We start from the raw sequence: 22,045 nt of genomic DNA, 5'->3' as shown, positions 1-22,045 counted from the left end.
GGGTGGCGGCGCGGCGACCGTTGCCCTGTCGGGTGGCTTCGGTATGGTCCTCCGGGTGAATGCGAGCCCAGCTGTGAAGTCCGTGAACGCACGCCTCGCCGAGGAACTGGCTGTCGCCGAAGGCCAGGTGGCCGCCGCGGTGCGGCTACTCGACGAGGGCTCCACCGTGCCGTTCATCGCGCGCTACCGCAAAGAGGTCACCGGCAGCCTCGACGACGCGCAACTGCGCACGCTGGACGAGCGGCTCCGCTATCTGCGCGAGCTCGACGAGCGGCGTGATGCCGTGCTCGCGTCGATCGACGAACAGGGCAAGCTGACCGACGAACTGCGCGCCGCGCTGCTCGGCGCGGAGACCAAGGCGCGCGTCGAGGACATCTACCTGCCCTACAAGCCGAAGCGTCGCACGAAGGCGCAGATCGCCCGAGAGGCAGGCCTCGAGCCGCTGGCCGATCGCCTGCTCGCCGATCCGGGGCTGGTTCCCGAAGAGGTGGCCGCCGAGTTCGGCAACGACCAGGTCGCCGACGCCGCCGCCGCCCTCGACGGCGCCCGGCACATCCTCATCGAACGCGCTGCCGAGGACGCCGAACTCGTTGGGGCCATCCGCGAGAAGTTCTGGGCCGACGGCGCGATGCGGACCGCGGCACGTTCGGAGAGCGCGGCGTCGTCGCCGGCCGCCCAGAAGTTCCGCGATTACTTCGACTTCACGGAGCCATTGGACTCGATGCCGTCCCACCGGGTGCTTGCGGTACTGCGCGGAGAGAAGGAAGAAGCGCTGTCGTTGACCCTCGACGGGGGCGAGGACGACGCGTACGAGGCGATGGTGGCCGCGACCCTGGGGATCGATGCCGCCCACCCGGGCGCGGCGACGCCCTGGCTGGTGACGACGGCGCGCTGGGCGTGGCGGACGAAGCTGATGATGTCGGCTTCGATCGAAGCGCGGGTGGCCCTGCGTCAACGCGCCGAGGCCGACGCGGTCACCGTGTTCGCGACGAATCTGAAGGATCTGCTGTTGGCGGCACCGGCGGGAACACGACCGACGTTGGGCCTGGATCCCGGCTTCCGGACCGGCGTCAAGGTGGCCGTGGTCGACGGGACCGGCAAGGTGCTCGACACGTGCGCTGTTTATCCTCATCAGCCGCAGAAGCAGTGGGACCAGGCCAAGGCGACGCTGGCCGCGCTCATCAGCCGCCATGACGTCGATCTGGTGGCCATCGGCAACGGCACCGCATCGCGCGAAACCGATGCGCTGGCAGCGGAATTGATTGCCGAGATCCGCTCATCGGGTACTCGTGCACCGGCGAAGGCGGTGGTGAGCGAGGCGGGCGCCTCGGTGTACTCGGCATCGGAGTACGCCTCTCGAGAGCTGCCCGACCTGGATGTCTCGTTGCGCGGCGCGGTCTCGATCGCGCGTCGGCTCCAGGATCCGCTGGCCGAGCTGGTCAAGATCGACCCCAAATCGATCGGCGTCGGTCAGTACCAGCACGACGTGGCACCGGGCACGCTGGCGCGGAGTCTCGATGCGGTGGTCGAGGACGCCGTCAACGCGGTCGGCGTTGACCTCAACACCGCGTCGGTGCCGCTGCTGTCCCGGGTGTCGGGGGTCACCCCGGCGCTCGCCGCCGCCATCGTGGCGCATCGTGACAACACCGGGCCGTTCCACAGCCGCCAGGGACTACTCGATGTGCCTCGCCTGGGCCCTAAGGCGTTCGAGCAGTGTGCGGGGTTCCTCCGCATCCGGGACGGTGAGGACCCGTTGGATTCCTCCGGCGTGCACCCCGAGGCGTACCCGGTGGTGCGTCGTATCCTCGATCGCGCCGGGGTGGGCATCACCGAGCTGATCGGGAATGCTCGGACGCTGCGCGGCCTGCGCCCGACCGACTTCGCCGACGAACGCTTCGGCATCCCGACCGTGACCGACATCCTCGCCGAACTCGAGAAGCCGGGTCGCGACCCGCGACCGGCGTTCGAGACGGCGACGTTCGCCGCCGGCGTGGAGAAGGTGGCCGACCTCACGCCGGGCATGATCCTCGAGGGCGTGGTCACCAACGTCGCCGCCTTCGGCGCCTTCGTCGATGTCGGCGTTCATCAGGATGGGCTTGTGCACGTGTCGGCGATGTCGGACAGATTCGTCTCCGATCCGCACGAGGTGGTGCGGTCCGGACAGGTGGTGAGGGTCAAGGTCCTCGACGTCGATGTGGACCGCAAACGAATCGGTCTCACCTTGCGGCTCGATGACGAGGTCGGCGCCGGATCGGGGAAAACAGCCCCGAAGAAGGCCGGTGGACGACGGCCTCAGCGGGGCCAGGGCAACGAATCCCAGCGCAACGGGTCCCAGCGCAACGGGTCCCAGCGCGATCGGTCCGGTAAGCGCGGTCGGGACTCGGGCCGCGGCAGCCGTGCCCAGCCCAACGGCTCGATGGCGCAGGCGTTGCGCGACGCCGGTTTCGGGCGCTGAGTCGTAAATCGTGTCCACTATCCGGGCACGCGGCGCAAGTCGGTGCGCAGCAGCATCACGTTGTAGTCACTCCAGCGTGACGCGTTGAAGTACAGCTCCGGGGAATCGCCCTGGAGCGCAGGAGAGTCGGGCAACATCATCGGGCCGTAGACGACGATGGTGTTCGGGGCGACCAGGTAGCGCGGTGCGCTCCACGGTCCCTGCGGGTGTTCGGCCGTGCGCATCCGGATGCCGTTGTCGCCGTCGAGCATCACGTACCTGTCGAGATATGGGCTCCACGCCACCGACAATTCGGTCACCGGCTGCGGCACAACCTGCGACTGCACGTCGGGCATGTCGGCGAGTGCAACCCAACCGGCTGCCTCGCCACCCCAGTACTCGTAGCGGTCGAGATCGAGGATGTCGGCCGGCTTGAACCGGGCGAGGAAGGCGGCACCGAAACGGCCGTTGGGAGTTCCGAACTGGTAGATGTAGTCCTTCTCGCCGGCCACGTCCGGCCGACCGCGTACATACGCGTTCTGCTGGAACTTGCCGTTGTTGTACTCCACGGTCGGCAGTGCGGCCGGTAGCGCCAGCGAGATCGGCGAGTTGATCCGGATGGTGTCCTGGTCGGTGTGCCAGGTCTGACCGTTGTCGTCGGAATGTGCGATCGCGGAGAAGTTGGTCACCCAGTTTCCGGCCGATCCCCACGAACGAACTGACATGTAATTGATGAACTGTCGATGTCCCGAACCCCAGGGCAGCGAGATCGCCGCGGTCGGGATCGTGGTCACCTCGATTGCGGAGATGCCCAGGGACGGAATGAGTTCCTGGGCGTAATTCGGTTCGCCGGCGGCGATGACCGTGCCCGACGTCGGGTCACCGGCCACTCCGTCGGGCACTCGGATCCCGTCAGACAGACGGTGGTCATCCGACCGCAGCAGCACATTGTGGCGCCACTGCTGACCCAGCGCATTGCAGTTGCCGAAGGTGTCGCCGAAGGCCATCAGGGTCTGCCCGGTGCCGTTGTCCCAACTGACACCGAGATCGGTGCCACTGATCGCGAATCGGCTGAAAGTGCGGTTGGGGCTCAGGGGGCCGGTGACCCAGGCGATCGATCTGGTGCTGACGCCGAAGTACGGCGGCAGGGGCCCTTGCGGGCCGATGTTCGGAATATCCGAGCTGCCCAGGGAACCGCTGGAACCGAGGGAACCGCTCGATCCCAGTGACCCGGTATCGGGGACGCTCGAGCCGAATCCGCCGTTGCCGCAGGGCGCGGCGCCGGCGACGCCGGCCCCATGGCCGGTGGCCAGTACGCATGCGGAGACGGCGAGGGCCCCGACCATCGCGAGCCGCGCAGTGCGCGTGAGTCGACGCCGCACGAGACCTCCCCGTCCATGGGTCTGTTACTGATGTGATCAGTGTTACTGGTGGGGTAATTGTGACCCAGGGGATGACGAAATCGAAGACGTCCCACGGTCACGATCTGGTCTCGCAACAACTACACCGAGAACTGGCAACCACACAGGCCATTTCCCATGTGATTGACAGTTCCCCGGGTGAATACCGTCAGCTGCGAAGGGCGACCGCGTCGCGCAGCGCGATGAGGTCACGCAGAACGGCCGCGCAATCGGTCTCGAACTCGGCGTCGGAGAGGTCACGTCGACGAACCGTGAACACTACCTCGGCGCCTTCGGGGTGGGGAAGAACGCGCAACGGGTTGTGCACGACGGCGCCGTCCGGCAGTGTCACCTCGTGGTCGAGGACGCCGAATGAGTTGATCGGCGTGAAGTCGACGCGTACCTCGCCCATTGGCGATCGGACCACCAGGGTGTCGCCGTCGCGGCGGACGTCGGAGGCGAGGCCACCGGCCCACTGCGGAAGATTCGCCGGGTCGGCGGCATAGGCGTAGACCTCGTCGGGAGAGCTCGAGACGACGACCGAGATGTGTCGACTGCCGGTGTCGTTCATCACTCCGAGGCTACCCCGACGCGTGGGGACGACACGTTAGGGTGACGATATGCCGATCCTGAACAAGGACATGACGCTGTGCATCTCGCTGGCCGGACGTCCGTCGAACATCGGAACCAGATTCCACAACTTCCTCTACGACGAACTCGGCCTCAACTTCATCTACAAGGCGTTCACCACCGACGACATCGACGGTGCGATCTGTGGGGTCCGGGCCCTCGGGATCCGCGGATGCTCGGTGTCGATGCCGTTCAAGGAGGCAGTCATCCCGCTCGTCGACGAGATGGAGGAGTCGGCGTCGGCCATCGAGTCGGTCAACACGATCGTCAATGATTCGGGACGCCTCGTCGCGTCCAACACCGATTACGAGGCCGTCGCCGCACTGATCGACCGTCATGCACTGCCGACGTCGGCCTCGGTGGCGATCCGCGGGTCGGGCGGCATGGCCAAGGCAGTGGTGGCGGCCTTTCGCGGTGCCGGGTTCGACAACGTCACGGTGATCGCACGCAATCCGGACACCGGTGCCGCACTGGCTGACCGGTACGGCTATCGATTCGCGTCCGAGGACATCGGATCAGGCGCGGCGATCCTGGTCAACGTGACCCCGCTCGGCATGCGCGGCAGCGACGAGGACACCCTGTCTTTTGCTTCCGCCCAGATCGACGCAGCCGACGTCGTGTTCGACGTGGTCGCGTTCCCCGCCGAGACCCCGCTGATCCGCGCCGGACGCGCTGCGGGCAAGAGGGTGATCACCGGAGCCGAGGTGATCGCGCTGCAGGCGGCACGCCAATTCGAGAGATACACGGGAGTCGAGATCACCGCGGACCAGGTGCGACGAGCTTCCGAATTCTCGCGCGCCGCAACCTGATTCGGACGCCGCCTCAGTCGCTGATCACCTCGCGTACACGCGCCTCGAGGCGATCCACCGTGTCCACGTCGATACCGAAGTCGTGTGCGAGGACGTCGAGTATCTCGCGTTCCGACGCCAACTCTCGTTTGGTGCTCGTCCCGTCCGCCCGGTGAATCGACAGCAGACGGTTGCGCAGGTTCCAGCGAGCATCGTCGACGACGAGACAGGCCGACACCGTGGCGCGGAAATGGGAGTCGGGATGGGTCGAGGCAAACCAGCTGCCGACCACACCGTCGACCGCGGCGCGCGGGCGTTCGTCGAACAGGTACAGCGGCTGCCACCGGCCCGCCACTCGCGACTCCAGCACGTGCAGGTCAGCCTCGGGCCACACTCGCACGCGGAAGGGCTCGAGATCGGTGGGCTGCTCGTCGCCGATGGTGAAACGCAGTGGCGTGGTGGGGGTCTGCCCGCCGAAACCCACGTCGACGAGGTGGCGGCTACCGTCATCAGGAACCGTCACGGCCAGCAGCTGATGCGTCTCCGCGGGCAGCGGTCCCGGTCCCTTCATCCACACCACCCGGCCCGCGAGCTGATCGACGCGGAAACCGAGCGCGCACAGCACAGCACGGAACAGCCCGTTGTGCTCATAGCAGAACCCGCCGCGTCGCCGCCGAACGAGCTTGTCCTGCAGGCTCTCCGGGTCGAGATTGGCCACCGGGATCCCGGTGAGCGGATCGAGGTTCTCGAACGGGATGTGCCGAACGTGCGCGGCGACCAAGCTCGCCAGAACGTCGGCCGTGGGCCCGGGCACGCAAGGGTGACCGATTCGATCGAGGTAACCGTCGACATCGACCGTGCTGGTGTCCATGGCATCCATGGTCGCATCCCGCCCAGCGGATTCCGCATCCGTGCCCCGTGGCCGGGTATCCTCGCGTAGGCAGGCGGATGCCGCGCCTCACGGTGACCGACAGGACGGTGGCGAGATGGGCAAGATCCGGGTGACCGGGAAGGTGCGGGTGACCGGCAAGGTCCGGGTCACCGGCCTCGACGAGCTGCGCCGACGATTCACCAGACCAGCCCAGCGGCCGACACCGCCCGAACGCTGACCGCCCCGAACGCTGACCGGCCCCGGACACCCAGCCGCGCGCGGAGGATGTCTCGTCCGGAGCTGTGTGCGCTGATTAGGCCTGATCGTGCGCATGCAGGACGCTCGGCCCGGCCACGTTCGCGCCGAGTGTTCCCACCCGGCGGCGGAGTTCGCGGTCGGCCGTCACCACGAGTATCGGCCGATTCACCGCAGTGGCGACCAGGTCGACGATCCGATCGTCGCCGGGACCGGACGCTGCGACGGTGGCCACCGTGGGCACCGACGTGACGGTTCGGGCCTTACCCTCCACCACCATCAGCACCTCGACCGGTCCGGGCATCCCCGCCACACCGGTGTCGGCGAGGCCGACGAGTCGATCACGCAACCGCTCGGTCGCCCCGTGTCGGTCGCGCCACCAACCGTCGGGTCGCGAACCGACGACATTGGCGGCATCGACGACGATCAGCGGCAGCTGTTGGTCGGTCATGCCAGTAAATCTAGTGTCGCGGGACATCAGTGTCCGAAAGCGACCCCGTGGCAGAACCGGTTCTCCGGGTCGAGAGCGGACTTGATTGCGTTCAGTCGGCGGAGGTTGGTCTGGCTGAATGCACTCGCCGACCGTGCGGCCTTCTCGTCCCCTTCGAGGAAGTTCAGGTAGGCGGCACCGGTCACATACGGAGCCAGTGCCTGGCGGGTCAGGCGCTGGGCGGACTCCACCGCGAGACCCACGTGCGGGTCGGGGACCACCGACCCCAGCTCGAGCAGGAAGGTGCCCTCGCGGCCGCGGTCATTGGGCGCCGCGGATGCGCCGCGGGCAACCGCCGCGCCGGCATGGCGTATCTCGGCGAACAGGATCAGCGGCAGGGTGCCCGGAGCGGGGAGTACCCGATCCACCAGGATGTCGATGGCTGCATCAGGCAAGTCGTTCATCCACTCGGTGGTGACCATGGCCGGCATGGGATCGGTCGGATCCATGCTGATGGCGTCGGCCGCGGTGAACGGCATCTCCGCCCACATGTCGATCTCGGGGGTCTTCCACCGACGCCACTCGTCGATGATCTCGGCTCCGACGGTCAGATCACCGGACCAACAGCCGCGAACGAGGGTGAAGCTCTTGCCGCGCAGGGGTTCGGGCACGATGTCGAGCGGCGGGAAGTTCATCAGGCTGATAGCCGAGGTCAGGTCGTCCGGTTGATGTGGTGCCCACTCGGCAAAACGCCGCATGATCTCCGCGGCGTCCTCGGCCGGATAGAACAGGTTGCCCGCATAGACGGTGCTCACCGGGAACAGGTCGATGACGATGTCGGTGACGACGCCGAGGTTGCCGATGCCACCGCCGCGTAGCGCCCAGAAGATGTCCGGATGACTCGTTGCACTGACCCGCAGCGGGTTGCCATCCGGGGTGACCAGGTCAAACGAGCGCACCGCGTCAGAGCACAATCCGTATTTGCGGCCGAGCCATCCGAATCCACCGCCGAGGGTGTAGCCCACCACACCGACGTCGGTGGTGGAACCGAGCAGCGGCGCCAGCCCGTGCTGCTGCGCGAGTTCGAGAACAGGGGCCCACTTGGCGCCGGCGCTAACCGTCGCCGTACGCGCCACCGGATCGACGGTTACGTCGGTCATCGTCGAGGTGTTGATCAGCAGTGCGTCGTGGGCCGGTGTGCCCGGCCCATGGCCGGTTGCCTGGATCGCCACCCGCAATCCCTCGTCCGCGGCGAACCGGACGGCCTCGACGACGTCGTGCCGGTTGGTGGGTACCGCGATCACCGCCGGCCGGTGATCGGTCAGCAGATTGAAACCGGCGCGCGCCTCGTCATAGCCGGGCTCGCCGGGAAAGTACACGTCGCCGGCGATGCGGTCGGCAAGCTCGGTCGGCCCGTCGGTTCGGGGTCGGACGGCGCGGTTGGTCGGTCGGGTGGACTGAATCGTCATCGGGGTTCCTCACTGTGTGCCGGATGTGCGGCGAACTGGTTATTCCGGATGACCACAACTCTCGCCGTCGCCCCTTGAGGGACACTTGGAGCCGGCTTGGGGTGACGACCGCAAGTCACGCGGGTCAGTTTGCGGGAGCGTGGTGGACGACAGCCGATCAACCCACGGGGTCGCCCGGGTACGGCGAGTAGCCGAGGTCCATGGCGAACGCGTCGATCCGCTCGCACAACGCGGTGCTCTGCTGGCGAGTCGCCACCCGGCGGGCCTCGGCCAACGTGTCGCGAACCATCGCGGACGGCTGGTCCGTGGCGTGCTGGAACTCGGCGCAGACCAACAGCCGGTGGGCATCCGGATATCGCTGGCCGGTGCGTTCGGCAAAGGTCTGTGCGTGCTCGAGCAGCACCGGCACATCCTCGAATCGGCCGACCGAGACCAGTGCCTCTGCATACAGTGCCCACCACAGGCCGGCGCCGGTGCGCTGTTCGGCTCGCGGATCGTGCAACCGCACGATGTGTTCGAGCGCGCCCTCGTCGGCGTCGCTGACCGCGCGCGACCACCAGTAGATCCGCTCTGCGGGCATTCGCAGGTATTCCAGCGCACTGTGGCCGGAGGAGCCCACGAGCCGTTCGCCCACCTCGCCGACCCAGTCGGCATCGCCGACGAGCGCACCGGCGGTGACGGCGAAGATCGCGGTACCCAGGTACGACATCGGGTCCTCGGGGCCGTTGTCGATCTGCTCGAACAGTGCACGGCCGTGACGGGGTCCCACATGCATGGTCGCGGTGAGCCCTGCGAAACCGCTGCCGATCATCAGTTGATCGGCCTGTATCCCGTCCACCGCGCGGTCGAATGTGATCTGGCTTTCCAGCAGTCGGTGGGCGTCGCCGATGTGCCCGCGGTCGAACAGGTCGATGGCGGCAGCTTGGGAGGCGAGATGGTGCACCACGGGCCGCTCACTGTGTCGCGCTCGTTCTGCCAAGGCATCGGCGTAGCGGCGGGCCGGCCGGATCTCGGCGAGTTGGGAATGCGCGGCGAACCGCGCATAGTTCAGGCGGGCGAGCAGCGCGTCGTCGTGGGCGCGCTCACCGAGTTCGCGGGCGCGGCGTAGGAGTTCGCGATCGGCTGCGAAGTAGCCGTGTCGGGCGACATCGCCGGCGAGCATCGTGCTGATTGCTTCGAGTTCCATCGGTTCGTCGCCGATCGACCGGGCCAATTGTGCGGCGTCGGTGAGCCTCCGGTCCGCCGCATCGAAGTTGTAGCTGCGCAGGGCGATGTGCCCGGCTTCCAGGAGCGCACGGGCGGTTCGGGTCCGGTCGGCCAGGGGGCCGGCCGCCCAGAGGTGGATGGCGCGCTGGGTGGCCGTGGTCGCGCAGGTGGCGTGCTCGAGCTGATCGGCGATGGCGAGATGAATACGGTATGTCCGCCCAGTTGACAGCCCGCCGGCGATGGCCTCCCGGATGAGATCGTGGTCGAACCGAAAAGTGAAGGGATCGTCGGCCGTCGCGCCGATCAACCCGGCGGCATAGGCGGGTTCGAGAGATTCGAGCATCCGGTCGGGCGTTGTCTCCGCAGCCCCTGCCAGCAACGACAGGTCCACCTGACGTCCGATCAACGCGGCGACCTCGAGTACGCGTATTGTCTCCGCCGGGAGCGGGCCGAGCCGTTCGCGGACCACGTCGCGCACGCCGGCCGGCACCGCGCCGTCGGCCATCGAGCCTCTGTCGGCCAGGATTCGAGCCAACTCACGGACGAAGAATGCGTTTCCGCGCGTCCGTCGCGCAATCGTGGCCACGGTGCCCGCCGTTGGCCGTTCCTGGGTTTCCCGCTGTACCAACGCCGCGATGTCGTCGTCGGATAAGGGGCCCACCTCGATGCGCCGGTGCTCGGGCAACCGTGCCACCGCCGCGAGCGCATCGACGACCGCGCTGCGATGGACCCGCGTCCGCACCGACGCGAAAAAGGTGACCCCGGGAGTGCCGCGGGCGGCCATGTGCGCGAACAGTTCCAGCGACGCGCTGTCGGCCCAGTGCAGATCGTCGAGGACGATGATCAGCAGGTGATCGAGCGCGACTCGCGTGAGCATGTCCGCAGCCTGGTCGTAGAACCGGAATCGAGCGGCGGCATCGGGCATCTCGCGTGGCGGTGGGATGACCGTGGTGCCGTGGGTGACCATCCGGCCGAGATCGTTGTCGAGCAGCGCCGAGCGGTCATCGTCGGTCATCTCGGGTAGGACGGCCCCGAGGATCTGCACCCACGGCCACATCGACGGTGCTGCGGCATCTTCGGTGCACCGCCCCCACAACACCGTGACGTCGGCGGCACCGGCGGCGCGCCGGGTCGCCTCGGCGATCAGCGCGCTCTTGCCGGCTCCGGCATCACCTTCCACAACGACGATGCCACCGGGCCCCTGCAGGGAGGAGAGCACGGTGCGATGGGCAGCCGCGAGTTCGTCGGCGCGGCCGATCAATGCCGCGGGCGCCGATGCCGGTGTTGCTGGTGTGGTGGTGATCGTGCGGCCATGCGGAGCGCGCACACCCGAGTTGCGGGCGGTGCTGCGGATGCCGGGGGTGGCGGTCGAGCGCCGAGATGGGCGGACTCGAGGTGTGGTGCGTGGTCGAGAATGTCGCGTTCGAGCTCGCGCAATCGTGGGCCCGGGTCCACGCCGATTTCGTCGGCGAGATGGCGCCGGGCATCGGCGATGGCGGCCAGCGCTTCGGACTGACGCCCGAGGCGGTACCGCGCGGTGGCCAGCAATACCCACAGGCCCTCGTCGAGCGGTGCACGGCGCACGGCCTGCTCCAGTTCGGGCACAATTGCCCGGTGCTCGCCGAGCGTCAACCGCAACTCATAGGAGAACTCACGGGCCTCACCGACGGTGCGCTCGAGGTGCGCCGCGGCCTCATCGCGGAAGGTCAGACCTTCGAACTCCGGGAGCAGCGGGCGATACCCGGCCAGGGCAGCCCTCAGATCGCTTGCCGCGCTCTCGAGGTCGCCTCGGCGCTGCTGCTCGTGTGCTGCCGCGATCGCAGCGTTGAGCGCGCGGACGTCGACGTCCGCGTCGCCGGCGATGAGGACGTAACCCGTGCCACGGGTGACGAGCACCGTCGACGGTGAGCGCGGCCGTCGGCCGGGTTCGAGGGCCTTGCGCAGACCAGAGACATAAGCCTGGACGGACACCTCGGCCCGATCCGGTGGCGTCGCACCCCAGATCCCGTCGATCAGTCGATCGACGCTCACCGCATTGCCCTCGGCAAGCAGTAGCTGGGCGAGGATGGCGCGTTGTTTGCGCGTGCCGAGTTCGGCGGGCTCGGAATCGATCTGCGCGCCGAGGCCGCCCAGGACCGTGTACGCGAGCCGAGCCATCAGCGCGAGTGTAGACGGGAATGTGTGGCCACGCCTTGTATCGGTGAACTGCCCGACTACGCTGGCGCCGTGTCCGTTTCCGCTTCTCAGTTCGTGCGCTGTTCGGTCGGCGAGACGAGGCCCTGATGGGTTTCACCACCGAAGAGCTGATGCGCTGTCGCGACAAGGAGGTCGCCGACCTGGTGGGGCCGGACTGTCGCCTCCTGTTCGTCGGGATCAACCCGGGATTGTGGACAGCGGCCGTGGGCGCACATTTCGCGCGTCCGGGCAACCGGTTCTATCCCGCGCTGTACCGCGCCGGGATCGTCGACCGGTTGATCGACGCGTCGGCCGGCATGTCCACCGACGATCGTGATCTCCTGTGCCGCCGCGGTGTCGGGATCACGAATGTGGTGGCTCGCGCCACGGCGACGGCGGCCGAATTGTCGGCCGACGAACTGACATCCGGTGGGCGTCGGCTGCGGGAGCGGGTCGCAAAGATCCAGCCGGTCGTCGTCGCAGTGGCGGGTATCACCGCATACCGTTCGGCTTTCGGCGTGCCACGGGCGGTGGTGGGCCGGCAAGAGGAGCGCTGGGATGGGGCACAACTGTGGGTGGTGCCCAACCCGAGTGGACTCAACGCGCACGAGACCGTCGATTCGCTGGCGGCAGCCTACGCCGCGCCTGCGCGCGCTGCGGGGCTGGTCGACTGAAACCCCAGACGCCGACTCGGCCGACCGGAGCTCAGATGTCCGATGCGGAGATGAGCCGTTGACGGACCGAGAGCAGTTCCATCTCGGGACGGCCACCCGCGAACCGCTCGACGTTGTCGAGCACCTCGATGACATGAGCGCGGTCGGCGGCGACCATGCCCACGCCGATCAGCGTCCGACGGTGGGCGTCGAGATGGCCGACCTCGGCGGCGGAGACACTGAACCGGCGACGAAGCTCTGCGACTACGGGGCGGACCAACGACCGCTTGTGTTTGAGCGAGTGCACATCTCCCAGGAGATAGTCGAACTCGGCGAAACCGATCCACATGGTGCGGCCAGTGTAGTTCCGGGTCAGAAGACACGCCGCCGCGGGTACAGGCGTTCGGCAAGGGCGTGTTTCTCGGACACGCGTCGAGCACGTGCATCCTGGGCGAACCCGCCGGCGATCGGACGATCCGGGATGACCTCCGGATCGGCGACGACGGTCCACCGTGAGCCGGCCGCGGTGAGCGACCCGTGCTTGGCGGCGTAATAGTCGGGCCGAGGTATCACGGCGACCCCGGAGTCACCGGCCGCGGCCGCGACCAGGTGGGGGTGGAAGCGAGTGCTGATCCACGTGTTGCCCAGGCCGGCCGGCATACCCCGATGCCAAACATCCAGGAAGGGGACGGTGCGGGCGCCGTGCAGGCGATCGCCGAGGCGCACCACGATGTCCCGGTCGCGGCCCGGAATTCCTTCGACCACGGTGACCGCGTCGCCGGGGACGTCCCAGGCGTCGAGCGTGGCGTGCACGAACCCCGCGAGCGCAGGCGCACCACGGTGACCGTGCCAGGCGAAGTCGTCGGTCAGATCACCCTGGATGCACAGCGTCACACCGCCGTCGGGCGTCATGGACTCCGGTTTCTGCAGCGTGTCGGCATCATCGATCGTGAGCCAGGCATCGTCGCCGGTCTGTCGCAGCGCGGGCGTCGGTGCGAGTGCGTCGGCAGACGCGACATCCCGGACATCGAAGACGTCGAACTCAGCCACCGCCTTCTCGAGCACAGACCACGCCGGTTCGGGCGCCCGCGGCAGCAGTCCCTGCCCGCTGGCGTAGGCCGCGACGCCAGCGGTCCGCGCCAACTCGGCGATCGCTGCCACCAGCGAGACATGATGGGGCCATACGGCATTGACGTATCCACCGCCGAGGAGGTGGACCGATGAGGCCCGGCGGAAAACGTCGACGCCCTCGGCGAGGCGGGGCGCCGGTCCGAACCGGGTCGCCGCGTCGGCTACCCAGACCCATGGCGTGTCGGGATCCGGCCCATCGGTGCGCGTGCGATTCGACGCATACTGCGTGAGCTGCCATAGGGTGTCGACGAAGACGGCCCGAGGATGGATGTCGCGCAGCAACAGTCCGGCCTGACCGGGGCTGTGACAATCCAGTACCACCCTCGCCCGAGGGCGGGTGCGGGCCAAGTGGCGCAGCCAGCCTCGGGCGATCAGTTCGTCGCCGTAGTTCGGCCAGCCGGCCGGAGAGACGAGATAGATGATCTCGTCGTGTCCGCGGCGGACACCGAGGCGATCGCGGATGGCAGCAGGCACACCGGGCACAGGCACCCACGGGATGTTACCCACCCGCTCCGATCACCGGGGCAGGTCGTCAGCCATCGCTGCCGAGCATGTCGGCCACATGGTCGGGGACGTACTTCGACAGCGATCGTGGCGGACGCCGGTAGTTGCCGGTGTCGACCGGCTTCTTGGGCAGCTCCACCTTCGGCCGGGGCACGTCCTCGTAGTCGATGGTCGAGAGCAGATGGGAGATCATGTTGAGGCGGGCATGCTTCTTCACATCGGATTCGACGACGAACCACGGGCTCGTCGCGGTGTCGGTGTGGACCATCATCTCGTCCTTGGCCCGGGAGTAGTCCTCCCATCGGTAGACCGCCTCGAGGTCCATCGGGCTGAGCTTCCATTGCCGGACCGGATCGTCGAGTCGGGACTTGAACCGCTTGAGCTGCTCATCGTCGGACACCGAGAACCAGTACTTGCGCAACAGGATTCCGTCGTCGATGAGCATCTGTTCGAAGATCGGTGTCTGACGGAGGAAGCGCGTGTGCTCCTCCGGTGTGCAGAAGCCCATCACTTTCTCCACACCGGCCCGGTTGTACCAGGATCGGTCGAACAACACGATCTCGCCGGGCGCGGGCAGATGGGCAACGTAGCGCTGGTAATACCACTGACCGCGTTCGCGATCCGTCGGCGCGGGCAGAGCGGCAACTCGCGTGACACGGGGGCTCAGGTATTCGCTGATGCGTTTGATGGTGCCGCCCTTGCCGGCGGCGTCGCGTCCCTCGAAGATCACCACGACGCGGCTACCGGTTGCCCGTACCCACTCCTGCAGTTTCACCAATTCGGTCTGCAGCCGGAACAGTTCGGCCTCGTACGCCTTGGTGGAGAGCTTCGGCCTTTTCGCGGCCTTGTCGTCCTTCGCCTTCTTCGCCATTCACAGAGGATGCCACGGACACCGGTCGCGGGCGATGACACCGCGCCAGCGCCGCAGGTGCGGTGTCGGTCAGGCCGGCAACAGATCTCCCACCGCTGAGATCTCGGCGGTGAGTTCGGCCACCGATGCGTCGATGCGGGCTCGTGAGAATTCGTTGATCTCGAGCCCCGAGACGATTTCCCATCGCCCGCCGACCGGGCGAACCGGGAATGAGCACACCACACCTTCCGGAACTCCATACACCCCTGGGGAGGGGAGTGCAGCCGAGGTCCAGTCGTCGCCCTCGATGCCCAGCACCCAGTCGTGGATGTGGTCGATGGTCGCACTGGCTGCCGACGCCGCCGACGATGCCCCGCGCGCCTCGATGATGGCCGTGCCACGGGTGGCCACGGTGGGGATGAAATCGTCGATAAGCCACGCGCGGTCGGCCGCGAAATCAGCTCCGCTGCGCCCGGCGACCCGGGCATGGAAGATGTCCGGATACTGGGTGGGGGAGTGATTGCCCCACACCGAGACCCGGCTGATGTCGCGCGCCGCGCAGCCGGCACGGCGCGCCAACTGCGCGATCGCGCGATTGTGGTCGAGGCGGGTGAGTGCGGTGAACCGCTCCGGTGGGATGTCGGGGGCGTGCGCCGCGGCGATGGCGGCGTTGGTGTTGGCCGGGTTGCCGACCACGATGACGCGGAGATCTGGCGCGGCAACGTCGTTGAGCACCCGGCCCTGTTCGGCGAAGATGGCGGCGTTGGCCTGCAGCAGGTCGGCCCGCTCCATCCCCTTGGTCCGGGGCTTGGCACCGATCAGGAGCGCGAACTCGGCGCCATCGAAGGCGGCCCGCGGGTCGTCATAGATGTCCACCGAGACGAGTTGCTCGAAAGCGCCGTCGTCGAGTTCCATCGCGGTGCCCTCCGCGGCCGAGACCGCATGCGGCAACTCCAGCAACCGCAGTCGAACCGGACGATCATGGCCCAACATCGCGCCGGCGGCGATCCGGAACAGGGCGGCGTATCCGATCTGCCCTGCGGCACCGGTCACGGTTACTACGGCGGGGGTGGTCGATGACATCGTGTCCTATCGTCAGAGTTCTCACAAAGGAAGGTTGCTCAAAATCAGGGCAGTGGCTGATGAGGGACAAGCGGGGTGCCATTCGTCGATGGCCGACGCAACGGCGGGTGGCCCGACGCTACTTACCGATCCTCGAGCAGGATCACCGTGTGCACCGGGCTCGACAGCGTGAGGATCGGGCCGATTACGCGCCAGACCAGTGGGACCGACGTGAAACGGGCCAGCCACTCGTCGGCGTCGGCACGGGGTGGGGGACAGGCCATCATCGTGGATGCGAGCCGGCCGATCCGGAGTCGGTCACCGGTGACGGCCACGCTGCCGGCGTGCGAGTTGCATCCGGCGTCCATACCGACACGGTGCGCGTTGTCGAAACCGATGACCACGGGGCCACCACCCGGGATGGTGCCGCCGATCACGGTGACAGATGTATATGTGCGGCCGGCGAGCAGGGCATACGGGTCGTCGAGCGGCAACGGCGGCACCGGCGCCGGTCGGATGGGCGCAGGAGGCACCGGCGCGGGTGCCGCTGCGACCGGCCCGGCGACGAGTGGCTGCGCCAGGATCGCGCTACACAGGAGGAGCATCGGCGCAGATCGGCGCCGATGCCGACCCCGGGGCTCGCGGTGCGGTTCGGTGCACTCGACCGCGTCCGAACCGATGGGGCCGCGCGTCGCCGATGGTGCCTTCACCCCGATGAGTGGCATGGTTCCACGGTACCCAACCGCGACGCCGTTCGCGGGTGGTGACGGCCGGTGATGTCGGCGAGACGACCGGTGGGTGTCGGGCACTGCAAGGCCCCGGTGTCGAGCACCGAAGCGGCGAACGCGGCGCGTACCGTGGACGGCGACCTCGGGGCCGCCCCGCGGTGGATTCGCGCGTCCGCGGGCGTGCCGCCATCGAGACCCGGCGCTCCGACCGCTACCCATGCCCGACAGGCACGAGTCAGGAGAAGTGTTCGGTGGGAAAGCTGACCAACAGCATGTGGCGCCTTCTGGGCTCCCAGTCATCGCGAAATCAGTCGAAGTCCGTCGCACTGATCAAGGACGCGGACACCCACACCTCCTGGGCCGCCGATCTCGCCGACGATGAGTTCGCGGCGCAGGCCCAACAGCTCGACATCGGCTCGAAGCCCGCCGACCGTGCGAGGTTTCTCGCGCTCGTCCGGGAGGCCGCAGATCGCTCGCTGGACATGCGACCGTTCGACGTTCAGTTACAGGGCGCGCTGCGGTTGCTCGAGGGCGACGTGGTCGAGATGGCCACCGGTGAAGGCAAGACACTGGCCGGTGCGATCGCTGCCATCGGGCATGTCCTGCAGGGCCATCGAGTGCATGTGATCTCGGTCAACGACTACCTCGCGACCCGTGACGCGGAGTGGATGGCGCCCTTGTTCGCGGCGTTCGGTCTGGTGGCCCGGGCGGTCTCGGAGAACTCCGATCACGAGGAACGCAAGGCCGCCTACGCCGCCGACATCACCTACGGTTCGGTCAACGAGATCGGATTCGACGTGCTCCGCGACCAACTCGCACTGTCGCCGGATGACCTGGTGTCGCCGAAACCCGACGTGGCGATCATCGACGAGGCGGACTCGGTGCTGGTCGACGAGGCGCTCATCCCGCTGGTGCTGGCCGGGTCCACCGAAACCGAGGTACCCGATCAGGCCATCCACGATGTGGTCGCACGCATGAAGAACAAGCACTACGAGGTCGACACCGAGGGGCGAAACGTGACCCTCACCGAGGAGGGCGCGTCCTTCGTCGAGGAAGAGCTCGGTGGTATCAACCTCTACGACGAGGACCACGTCGGCACCACCCTGGTGCACATCAACATCGCCATGCACGCCCACTATCTGCTCGAGCGGGACGTTCATTACATCGTCCGCGACGGTGGCGTACACCTGATCAACGCCTCGCGTGGCCGTGTCGCGCAGCTGCAACGCTGGCCCGACGGCGTTCAGGCCGCGGTGGAGATCAAAGAGGGGCTCAGCCAGACCGATTCCGGCGAGGTCATCGACACGATCACGGTGCAGGCCCTGATCGGACGGTACCCCTCGGTGTGCGGCATGACCGGCACCGCATTGGCCGCGGGCGAGCAGTTCCGGCAGTTCTACGACCTGCTCGTGTCGCAGATCCCGCCGAACACCTCGAACATCCGGGTCGATGAACCCGACCGCGTGTACGACACCAAGGCGAACAAGGTCGAGGCGATCGTCGGCTACGTCAAAGAGGTGCACGAGACCGGACAGCCGATCCTGATCGGCACGCACGACGTCGCCGAGTCCGAAGAGCTGGCGTACTTCCTCGACAAGGCAGGTGTGTCGACGGTGGTGCTCAACGCGAAGAACGACGCCGAGGAGGCGAAGATCATCGCCGAGGCGGGCGCGCGGAACGCGGTGACCGTCTCCACTCAGATGGCCGGCCGTGGCACCGACATCCGGCTCGGCGGTTCCGCAGACGACGCTGCCGCGCGAGAGGAAGTGGTGGAGTTGGGTGGGCTCTGTGTCATCGGGACCGGACGGCATGACACTCAGCGTCTGGACAACCAACTGCGGGGACGCGCCGGCCGTCAGGGTGATCCGGGCCGCTCGGTGTTCTTCTCCAGTCTCGAGGATCCGGTCGTGACAAGGAATCTGGCTTTCAAACGAGACCCCGTCTCCCAGTCCGAGGACGGCTCGATGGGAGCCAAGGGAATAGACCTCATCGAACAGGCGCAACGGGTCGCTGAAGGTGTGATGCTCGAGTTGCACGCCAACACCTGGCGCTACAACAAACTCGTCAATCAGCAGCGCGACATCGTTGTTGCGCGGCGGATGGAGATCCTGACCACCGACACCGCGCTGGACGAACTCAGCGCACGTGAACCGGACAGGTATGCGCAACTGACGGGTGCAAAGACCGCCGAGCGGAGCGCTCAAGAGTCGAGTTCCGAGGGGTCGAGCCCTCAAGAGTCGAGCCCTCAAGAGTCGAGCGCTGAGGGGTCGAGCGCTGAAGGGTCGAACCCCGATTGCTCGGCGACCGCGGAGGGGACGACAGCCGAGGCGGCCCCGATGCCGCCGGTCGAGCCGGTGGACCGCGAGGTCCTCGTGCAGGCGGCACGCGAGATCATGCTGTATCACCTCGACCGGGCATGGGCCGATCATCTGGCGTTCGTGTCCGACGTCCGGGCGAGTATTCACCTGCGTTCGCTCGGCAAGGAGAGCCCGCTCGACGAGTTCCACAAACTGATCCTCGACGAGTTCGCCGGTCTGCCCACCGAGGCCGTGGACAAGGCGTGCGTCACCTTCACCTCCGCGACGATCACCAACGACGGTGTCGATCTGGGGACCGCCGATCTGCATCGCTCCACCACCACGTGGACGTACATGGTGCACGACAACCTCTTCGCGTCGGGCGGCGCGAAGACCCTGCAGGGCATCATCGGCATCTTCCGGTGACCGGAGACACGGACGGCCGCGGTGATCCCCGAGCGCAGGCCGAGGCCACCACCGTCGCCGACGATCGATGGTTGACCGTTCCGAACGCACTGAGCGTCTTACGGCTCGCGCTGATACCGGTGTTCATCTGGCTGTTGCTGGTCGAAGAAGCCGATGGCTGGGCGTTCGCGATCCTGTTGTTCTCCGGTTTCTCCGACTGGGCGGATGGCAAGATCGCGCGTTGGCTCGACCAGTCCTCACGGATCGGCGCATTGCTCGATCCCGCCGCCGACCGTCTCTACATCGTCATCATCCCCATCGCGTTCGGAATCCGAGAGTTCGTGCCGTGGTGGCTGATCGCGGTGATCATCGCGCGCGATCTCGCATTGTTCGCCACGGCACCGCTGTTGCGTTCACGTGGCCTGGTGGCATTGCCGGTGCTCTACATCGGCAAGGCGGCCACTTTCGCCTTGATGAGCGCGTTTCCGTGGCTGCTTGCCGGACAATTGGATTCGATCATCGGCACCATCTGCTATCCCATCGGGTGGGCGTTCATGATCTGGGGCGTCGGGCTGTATCTGTGGTCGTTTGTGCTGTACGGGTATCAGACAGTGCTCGTGCTCCGACGGATGCCTCCGCAGAACGCCGCCGCAACGTAACCTGAATTTCCGAAGAGTCGCCGCCGCGTTGGTGCGACAGACCAGAAAGGTGCACCGTGACCGAAACCAATGTGCCCGCCGGCCTGCGTTATACGGCCGAACACGAATGGGTGGAGAGGACCGGGCCGACCAGTGTTCGGGTGGGCATCACCGATTTCGCACAGGACGCGCTCGGTGACGTGGTGTTCGTGCAGCTGCCGGCCGTCGACGACGCCGTGGAGTCCGGCGAGTCCTTCGCCGAGGTCGAGTCGACCAAGAGTGTCTCGGACATCTACGGGCCTCTGGAGGGTACGGTGTCCGAGGTCAACGGCGAGCTCGAGACGGCTCCCGAATTGGTCAACTCGGACCCGTATGGTTCGGGATGGCTGGTCGTCATCAGCGTCGCCGACGAGTCCGCTCTGGACGCGGCGCTGGCCGACACTCTCGACGCCGACGGCTATCGCGCGGTCATCGAGGGCTGATTCGCCGCACATGTGGTGGTGAATCACAAGCCGGTGACGCGGCCGGTGTCGGCGGTCGGTCGGCTCGACGCATACGACTATGATCGTCGGTGTCGTGATCGACTCGATCGCCCGTGTGGAGGCCGCGACACGGTACGGTTACTCACAGCAGATCCGGCCCGCCGACCCGAACGTCGTCGGCCGGACCGGAGCCCGAGGTGGACGATGACGGACCGGCATCGTCGGCGTGCGGGACATGCGACTCGCGTGTCGCCGCGAGCCGTGACATGCCGGTGACGCCGAGATCCGCGGGCACCGAAACAGACGAAGGAGAAGTGGTGAGCGAAAACGACAAGGACCTCGAGGCGCCGGTGGAGACCACATCGGTTTTCCGGGAGGAGTTCATCTCCGAACTCGACGCCGGGGCGACCACCTCGAGTGAACCTGCCGATACCGGGGTCGAGAGGCTCTCTCCCGGCACGGCGCTGCTTGTCGTCAAGCGCGGCCCCAACGCCGGCTCGCGATTTCTGCTCGATCAGCCGACGACGTCGGCGGGTCGGCATCCTGACAGCGACATCTTTCTCGACGATGTGACGGTGAGCCGTCGCCACGCCGAATTCCGCCTCGGTGACAACGAGTTCCAGGTAGTCGACGTGGGCAGCCTCAACGGCACCTATGTCAACCGTGAGCCGGTGGACACCGCGCAGCTGAGCAATGGCGACGAGGTGCAGATCGGCAAGTTCCGTCTCGTGTTCCTGAGCGGTCCGCGCGACGGCCACGCCGGCGCCTGACGCCGTGACGGCGTCGTCGGCAGGTCAGCGCGGCGAAGGATCGATGTCGATCGGCTCGGTCCTCGCCTTGTTGCGTGAGGATTTCCCGGACGTGACGATCTCCAAGATCCGCTTCCTGGAATCCGAGGGTCTGATCACTCCCGAGCGGGCGCCGTCGGGTTATCGCCGGTTCAGTTCGGCAGATGTCGAGCGATTGCGATTCGTGCTGACCGCACAACGGGATCGGTACCTGCCGCTGAAGGTCATCAAGGAGCAACTCGACGCGATCGACAGCGGCGACGGCGGTCCGGGTGGCGCCACCCGGCTGATCTCCTCGGCTCGCGGAGCGGTGGCGCCGGCCACCGACTTCGGTTCCCGGGGCGATCGGGTGTCACGCGAGGCCCTCATCGAGCGCACTGGTGTGGATGCGGCATTCGTGACCGAGCTACAACGCAACGGCCTGCTGTCGGCCGGTCCGGCCGGATTCTTCGACGAAGACGCCGTGCGACTGGTCGAGGCTGCGGCGGCGCTGGCCAATTACGGTCTGGAGACGCGGCATCTGCGGGCGTTCAAGGTCTCCGCGGACCGCGAGGCCGGCTTGGTGGCGCAGATCGCGAACCCGATCGCCAAGGGCAAGGGAACCGGGGCGCGGGATCGCGCCGAGGAGTTGGTCCGTGAGATCGCTGCTCTGTCGGTGACGTTGCACACCCAGCTGGTCAAGGCCGCGGTCCGCGACGTCCTGGACTGATCTGTCGATCCCGGACCGATCTGGGCTCGGGTGGCCGCCACGGTCGGGTCATGCGGTGTAGCGTCGTGTTCAGTGATCGGCAGGCGCGAGGGACTGCCTTCGAGGAGCCACCGACCGATCATCCGGCGATCATGAGGAAG

Annotated in this window: 22 protein-coding genes; 9 read left to right on the top strand and 13 right to left on the bottom strand. The window is 67.2% G+C overall.

Annotated elements, in window-relative coordinates:
* The first annotated feature begins 43 nt into the window (after window positions 1-43).
* Window positions 44-2,455: a Tex family protein gene (locus L1892_RS14170; protein ID WP_235724250.1), complete on the top strand. Its 2,412-nt coding sequence runs from the start codon at window positions 44-46 to the stop codon at window positions 2,453-2,455.
* Window positions 2,456-2,472: 17 nt separating this feature from the next.
* Here L1892_RS14170 and L1892_RS14165 read toward each other — a convergent pair whose 3' ends face one another.
* Together L1892_RS14165 and L1892_RS14160 are read right to left on the bottom strand one after the other, a co-directional pair.
* Entirely contained in the window at window positions 2,473-3,816 is a 1,344-nt protein-coding gene (locus L1892_RS14165; protein WP_235724249.1) for a glycoside hydrolase family 183 protein, read from the bottom strand.
* Between the two features lie 187 nt (window positions 3,817-4,003).
* Window positions 4,004-4,405: an SRPBCC family protein gene (locus L1892_RS14160; RefSeq protein ID WP_235724248.1), complete on the bottom strand. Its 402-nt coding sequence runs from the start codon at window positions 4,403-4,405 to the stop codon at window positions 4,004-4,006.
* Window positions 4,406-4,454: 49 nt separating this feature from the next.
* On the opposite strand from L1892_RS14160, the gene L1892_RS14155 reads away from it, so the two are divergent.
* Window positions 4,455-5,273, top strand: coding sequence for a shikimate 5-dehydrogenase (locus L1892_RS14155; protein ID WP_235724247.1), 819 nt, complete (start codon window positions 4,455-4,457; stop codon window positions 5,271-5,273).
* 13 nt (window positions 5,274-5,286) lie between these two features.
* Here L1892_RS14155 and L1892_RS14150 read toward each other — a convergent pair whose 3' ends face one another.
* The gene (locus L1892_RS14150) at window positions 5,287-6,132 is read right to left on the bottom strand and encodes an arylamine N-acetyltransferase family protein (RefSeq protein WP_372475077.1); all 846 of its coding nucleotides are present in this window, start codon (window positions 6,130-6,132) and stop codon (window positions 5,287-5,289) included.
* Between the two features lie 106 nt (window positions 6,133-6,238).
* On the opposite strand from L1892_RS14150, the gene L1892_RS24670 reads away from it, so the two are divergent.
* Window positions 6,239-6,361: a hypothetical protein gene (locus L1892_RS24670; protein WP_266061466.1), complete on the top strand. Its 123-nt coding sequence runs from the start codon at window positions 6,239-6,241 to the stop codon at window positions 6,359-6,361.
* A gap of 75 nt (window positions 6,362-6,436) precedes the next feature.
* Here L1892_RS24670 and L1892_RS14145 read toward each other — a convergent pair whose 3' ends face one another.
* From L1892_RS14145 to L1892_RS14130, 4 genes are all read right to left on the bottom strand, one after another.
* A complete protein-coding gene (locus L1892_RS14145; protein ID WP_235724245.1) occupies window positions 6,437-6,829 on the bottom strand; it encodes a PIN domain-containing protein in 393 nt (130 codons plus the stop codon).
* Window positions 6,830-6,855: 26 nt separating this feature from the next.
* On the bottom strand, window positions 6,856-8,277 hold the full coding sequence (locus L1892_RS14140) for an FAD-binding oxidoreductase (protein ID WP_235724244.1): 1,422 nt from the start codon (window positions 8,275-8,277) through the stop codon (window positions 6,856-6,858).
* Window positions 8,278-8,434: 157 nt separating this feature from the next.
* Window positions 8,435-10,810, bottom strand: a complete 2,376-nt coding sequence (locus tag L1892_RS14135) for an ATP-binding protein (protein WP_235724243.1) — start codon at window positions 10,808-10,810, stop codon at window positions 8,435-8,437.
* Window positions 10,741-11,640 carry an AfsR/SARP family transcriptional regulator gene (locus L1892_RS14130; RefSeq protein ID WP_235724242.1) on the bottom strand — a complete coding sequence of 300 codons (900 nt, stop codon included), beginning with the start codon at window positions 11,638-11,640 and terminating at the stop codon, window positions 10,741-10,743. Before L1892_RS14130 ends, L1892_RS14135 begins: the two co-directional genes overlap by 70 nt.
* 125 nt (window positions 11,641-11,765) lie before the next feature.
* On the opposite strand from L1892_RS14130, the gene L1892_RS14125 reads away from it, so the two are divergent.
* Complete coding sequence (locus L1892_RS14125; RefSeq protein ID WP_235724241.1) at window positions 11,766-12,332, top strand: mismatch-specific DNA-glycosylase; 567 nt, start codon at window positions 11,766-11,768, stop codon at window positions 12,330-12,332.
* Between the two features lie 31 nt (window positions 12,333-12,363).
* On the opposite strand, the gene L1892_RS14120 is transcribed toward L1892_RS14125, so the two are convergent.
* The 5 genes from L1892_RS14120 to L1892_RS14100 form a co-directional block, all read right to left on the bottom strand.
* Window positions 12,364-12,660: a DUF503 domain-containing protein gene (locus L1892_RS14120; protein WP_235724240.1), complete on the bottom strand. Its 297-nt coding sequence runs from the start codon at window positions 12,658-12,660 to the stop codon at window positions 12,364-12,366.
* A 23-nt stretch (window positions 12,661-12,683) separates the two neighbouring features.
* A complete protein-coding gene (locus L1892_RS14115) occupies window positions 12,684-13,931 on the bottom strand; it encodes a polysaccharide pyruvyl transferase family protein (RefSeq protein ID WP_235724239.1) in 1,248 nt (415 codons plus the stop codon).
* Window positions 13,932-13,974: 43 nt separating this feature from the next.
* Window positions 13,975-14,817 carry a polyphosphate kinase 2 gene (gene ppk2, locus L1892_RS14110; protein WP_235724238.1) on the bottom strand — a complete coding sequence of 281 codons (843 nt, stop codon included), beginning with the start codon at window positions 14,815-14,817 and terminating at the stop codon, window positions 13,975-13,977.
* Window positions 14,818-14,886: 69 nt separating this feature from the next.
* Window positions 14,887-15,879: a malate dehydrogenase gene (locus L1892_RS14105; protein WP_235724237.1), complete on the bottom strand. Its 993-nt coding sequence runs from the start codon at window positions 15,877-15,879 to the stop codon at window positions 14,887-14,889.
* A 122-nt stretch (window positions 15,880-16,001) separates the two neighbouring features.
* A complete protein-coding gene (locus tag L1892_RS14100) occupies window positions 16,002-16,583 on the bottom strand; it encodes an META domain-containing protein (RefSeq protein WP_235724236.1) in 582 nt (193 codons plus the stop codon).
* 254 nt (window positions 16,584-16,837) lie between these two features.
* On the opposite strand from L1892_RS14100, the gene secA2 reads away from it, so the two are divergent.
* The 3 genes from secA2 to gcvH all read left to right on the top strand — a co-directional run bounded on the left by secA2 (window position 16,838) and on the right by gcvH (window position 20,408).
* Window positions 16,838-19,309: an accessory Sec system translocase SecA2 gene (gene secA2, locus L1892_RS14095; protein ID WP_235724235.1), complete on the top strand. Its 2,472-nt coding sequence runs from the start codon at window positions 16,838-16,840 to the stop codon at window positions 19,307-19,309.
* A gap of 71 nt (window positions 19,310-19,380) precedes the next feature.
* Window positions 19,381-19,947 (top strand): CDP-alcohol phosphatidyltransferase family protein, encoded by a 567-nt coding sequence (locus L1892_RS14090; protein WP_235724285.1) that lies wholly within the window; start codon window positions 19,381-19,383, stop codon window positions 19,945-19,947.
* A gap of 56 nt (window positions 19,948-20,003) precedes the next feature.
* The gene (gcvH, locus tag L1892_RS14085; protein WP_235724234.1) at window positions 20,004-20,408 is read left to right on the top strand and encodes a glycine cleavage system protein GcvH; all 405 of its coding nucleotides are present in this window, start codon (window positions 20,004-20,006) and stop codon (window positions 20,406-20,408) included.
* Between the two features lie 142 nt (window positions 20,409-20,550).
* On the opposite strand, the gene L1892_RS14080 is transcribed toward gcvH, so the two are convergent.
* Window positions 20,551-20,703, bottom strand: a complete 153-nt coding sequence (locus L1892_RS14080; RefSeq protein WP_235724233.1) for a hypothetical protein — start codon at window positions 20,701-20,703, stop codon at window positions 20,551-20,553.
* Window positions 20,704-20,722: 19 nt separating this feature from the next.
* Between L1892_RS14080 and garA the strand changes: the two genes are divergently transcribed.
* Entirely contained in the window at window positions 20,723-21,178 is a 456-nt protein-coding gene (garA, locus tag L1892_RS14075) for a glycogen accumulation regulator GarA (protein ID WP_160904252.1), read from the top strand.
* Window positions 21,179-21,182: 4 nt separating this feature from the next.
* On the top strand, window positions 21,183-21,905 hold the full coding sequence (gene ftsR / locus L1892_RS14070) for a transcriptional regulator FtsR (protein ID WP_435948554.1): 723 nt from the start codon (window positions 21,183-21,185) through the stop codon (window positions 21,903-21,905).
* Window positions 21,906-22,045: the final 140 nt, after the last annotated feature.

The organism is Gordonia tangerina, from assembly GCF_021556435.1.
In the GTDB taxonomy this organism is placed as follows: domain Bacteria; phylum Actinomycetota; class Actinomycetes; order Mycobacteriales; family Mycobacteriaceae; genus Gordonia; species Gordonia tangerina.
Note: the sequence above shows the minus strand (reverse complement) of the source record. Positions and strands in the feature narration are given on the sequence as shown.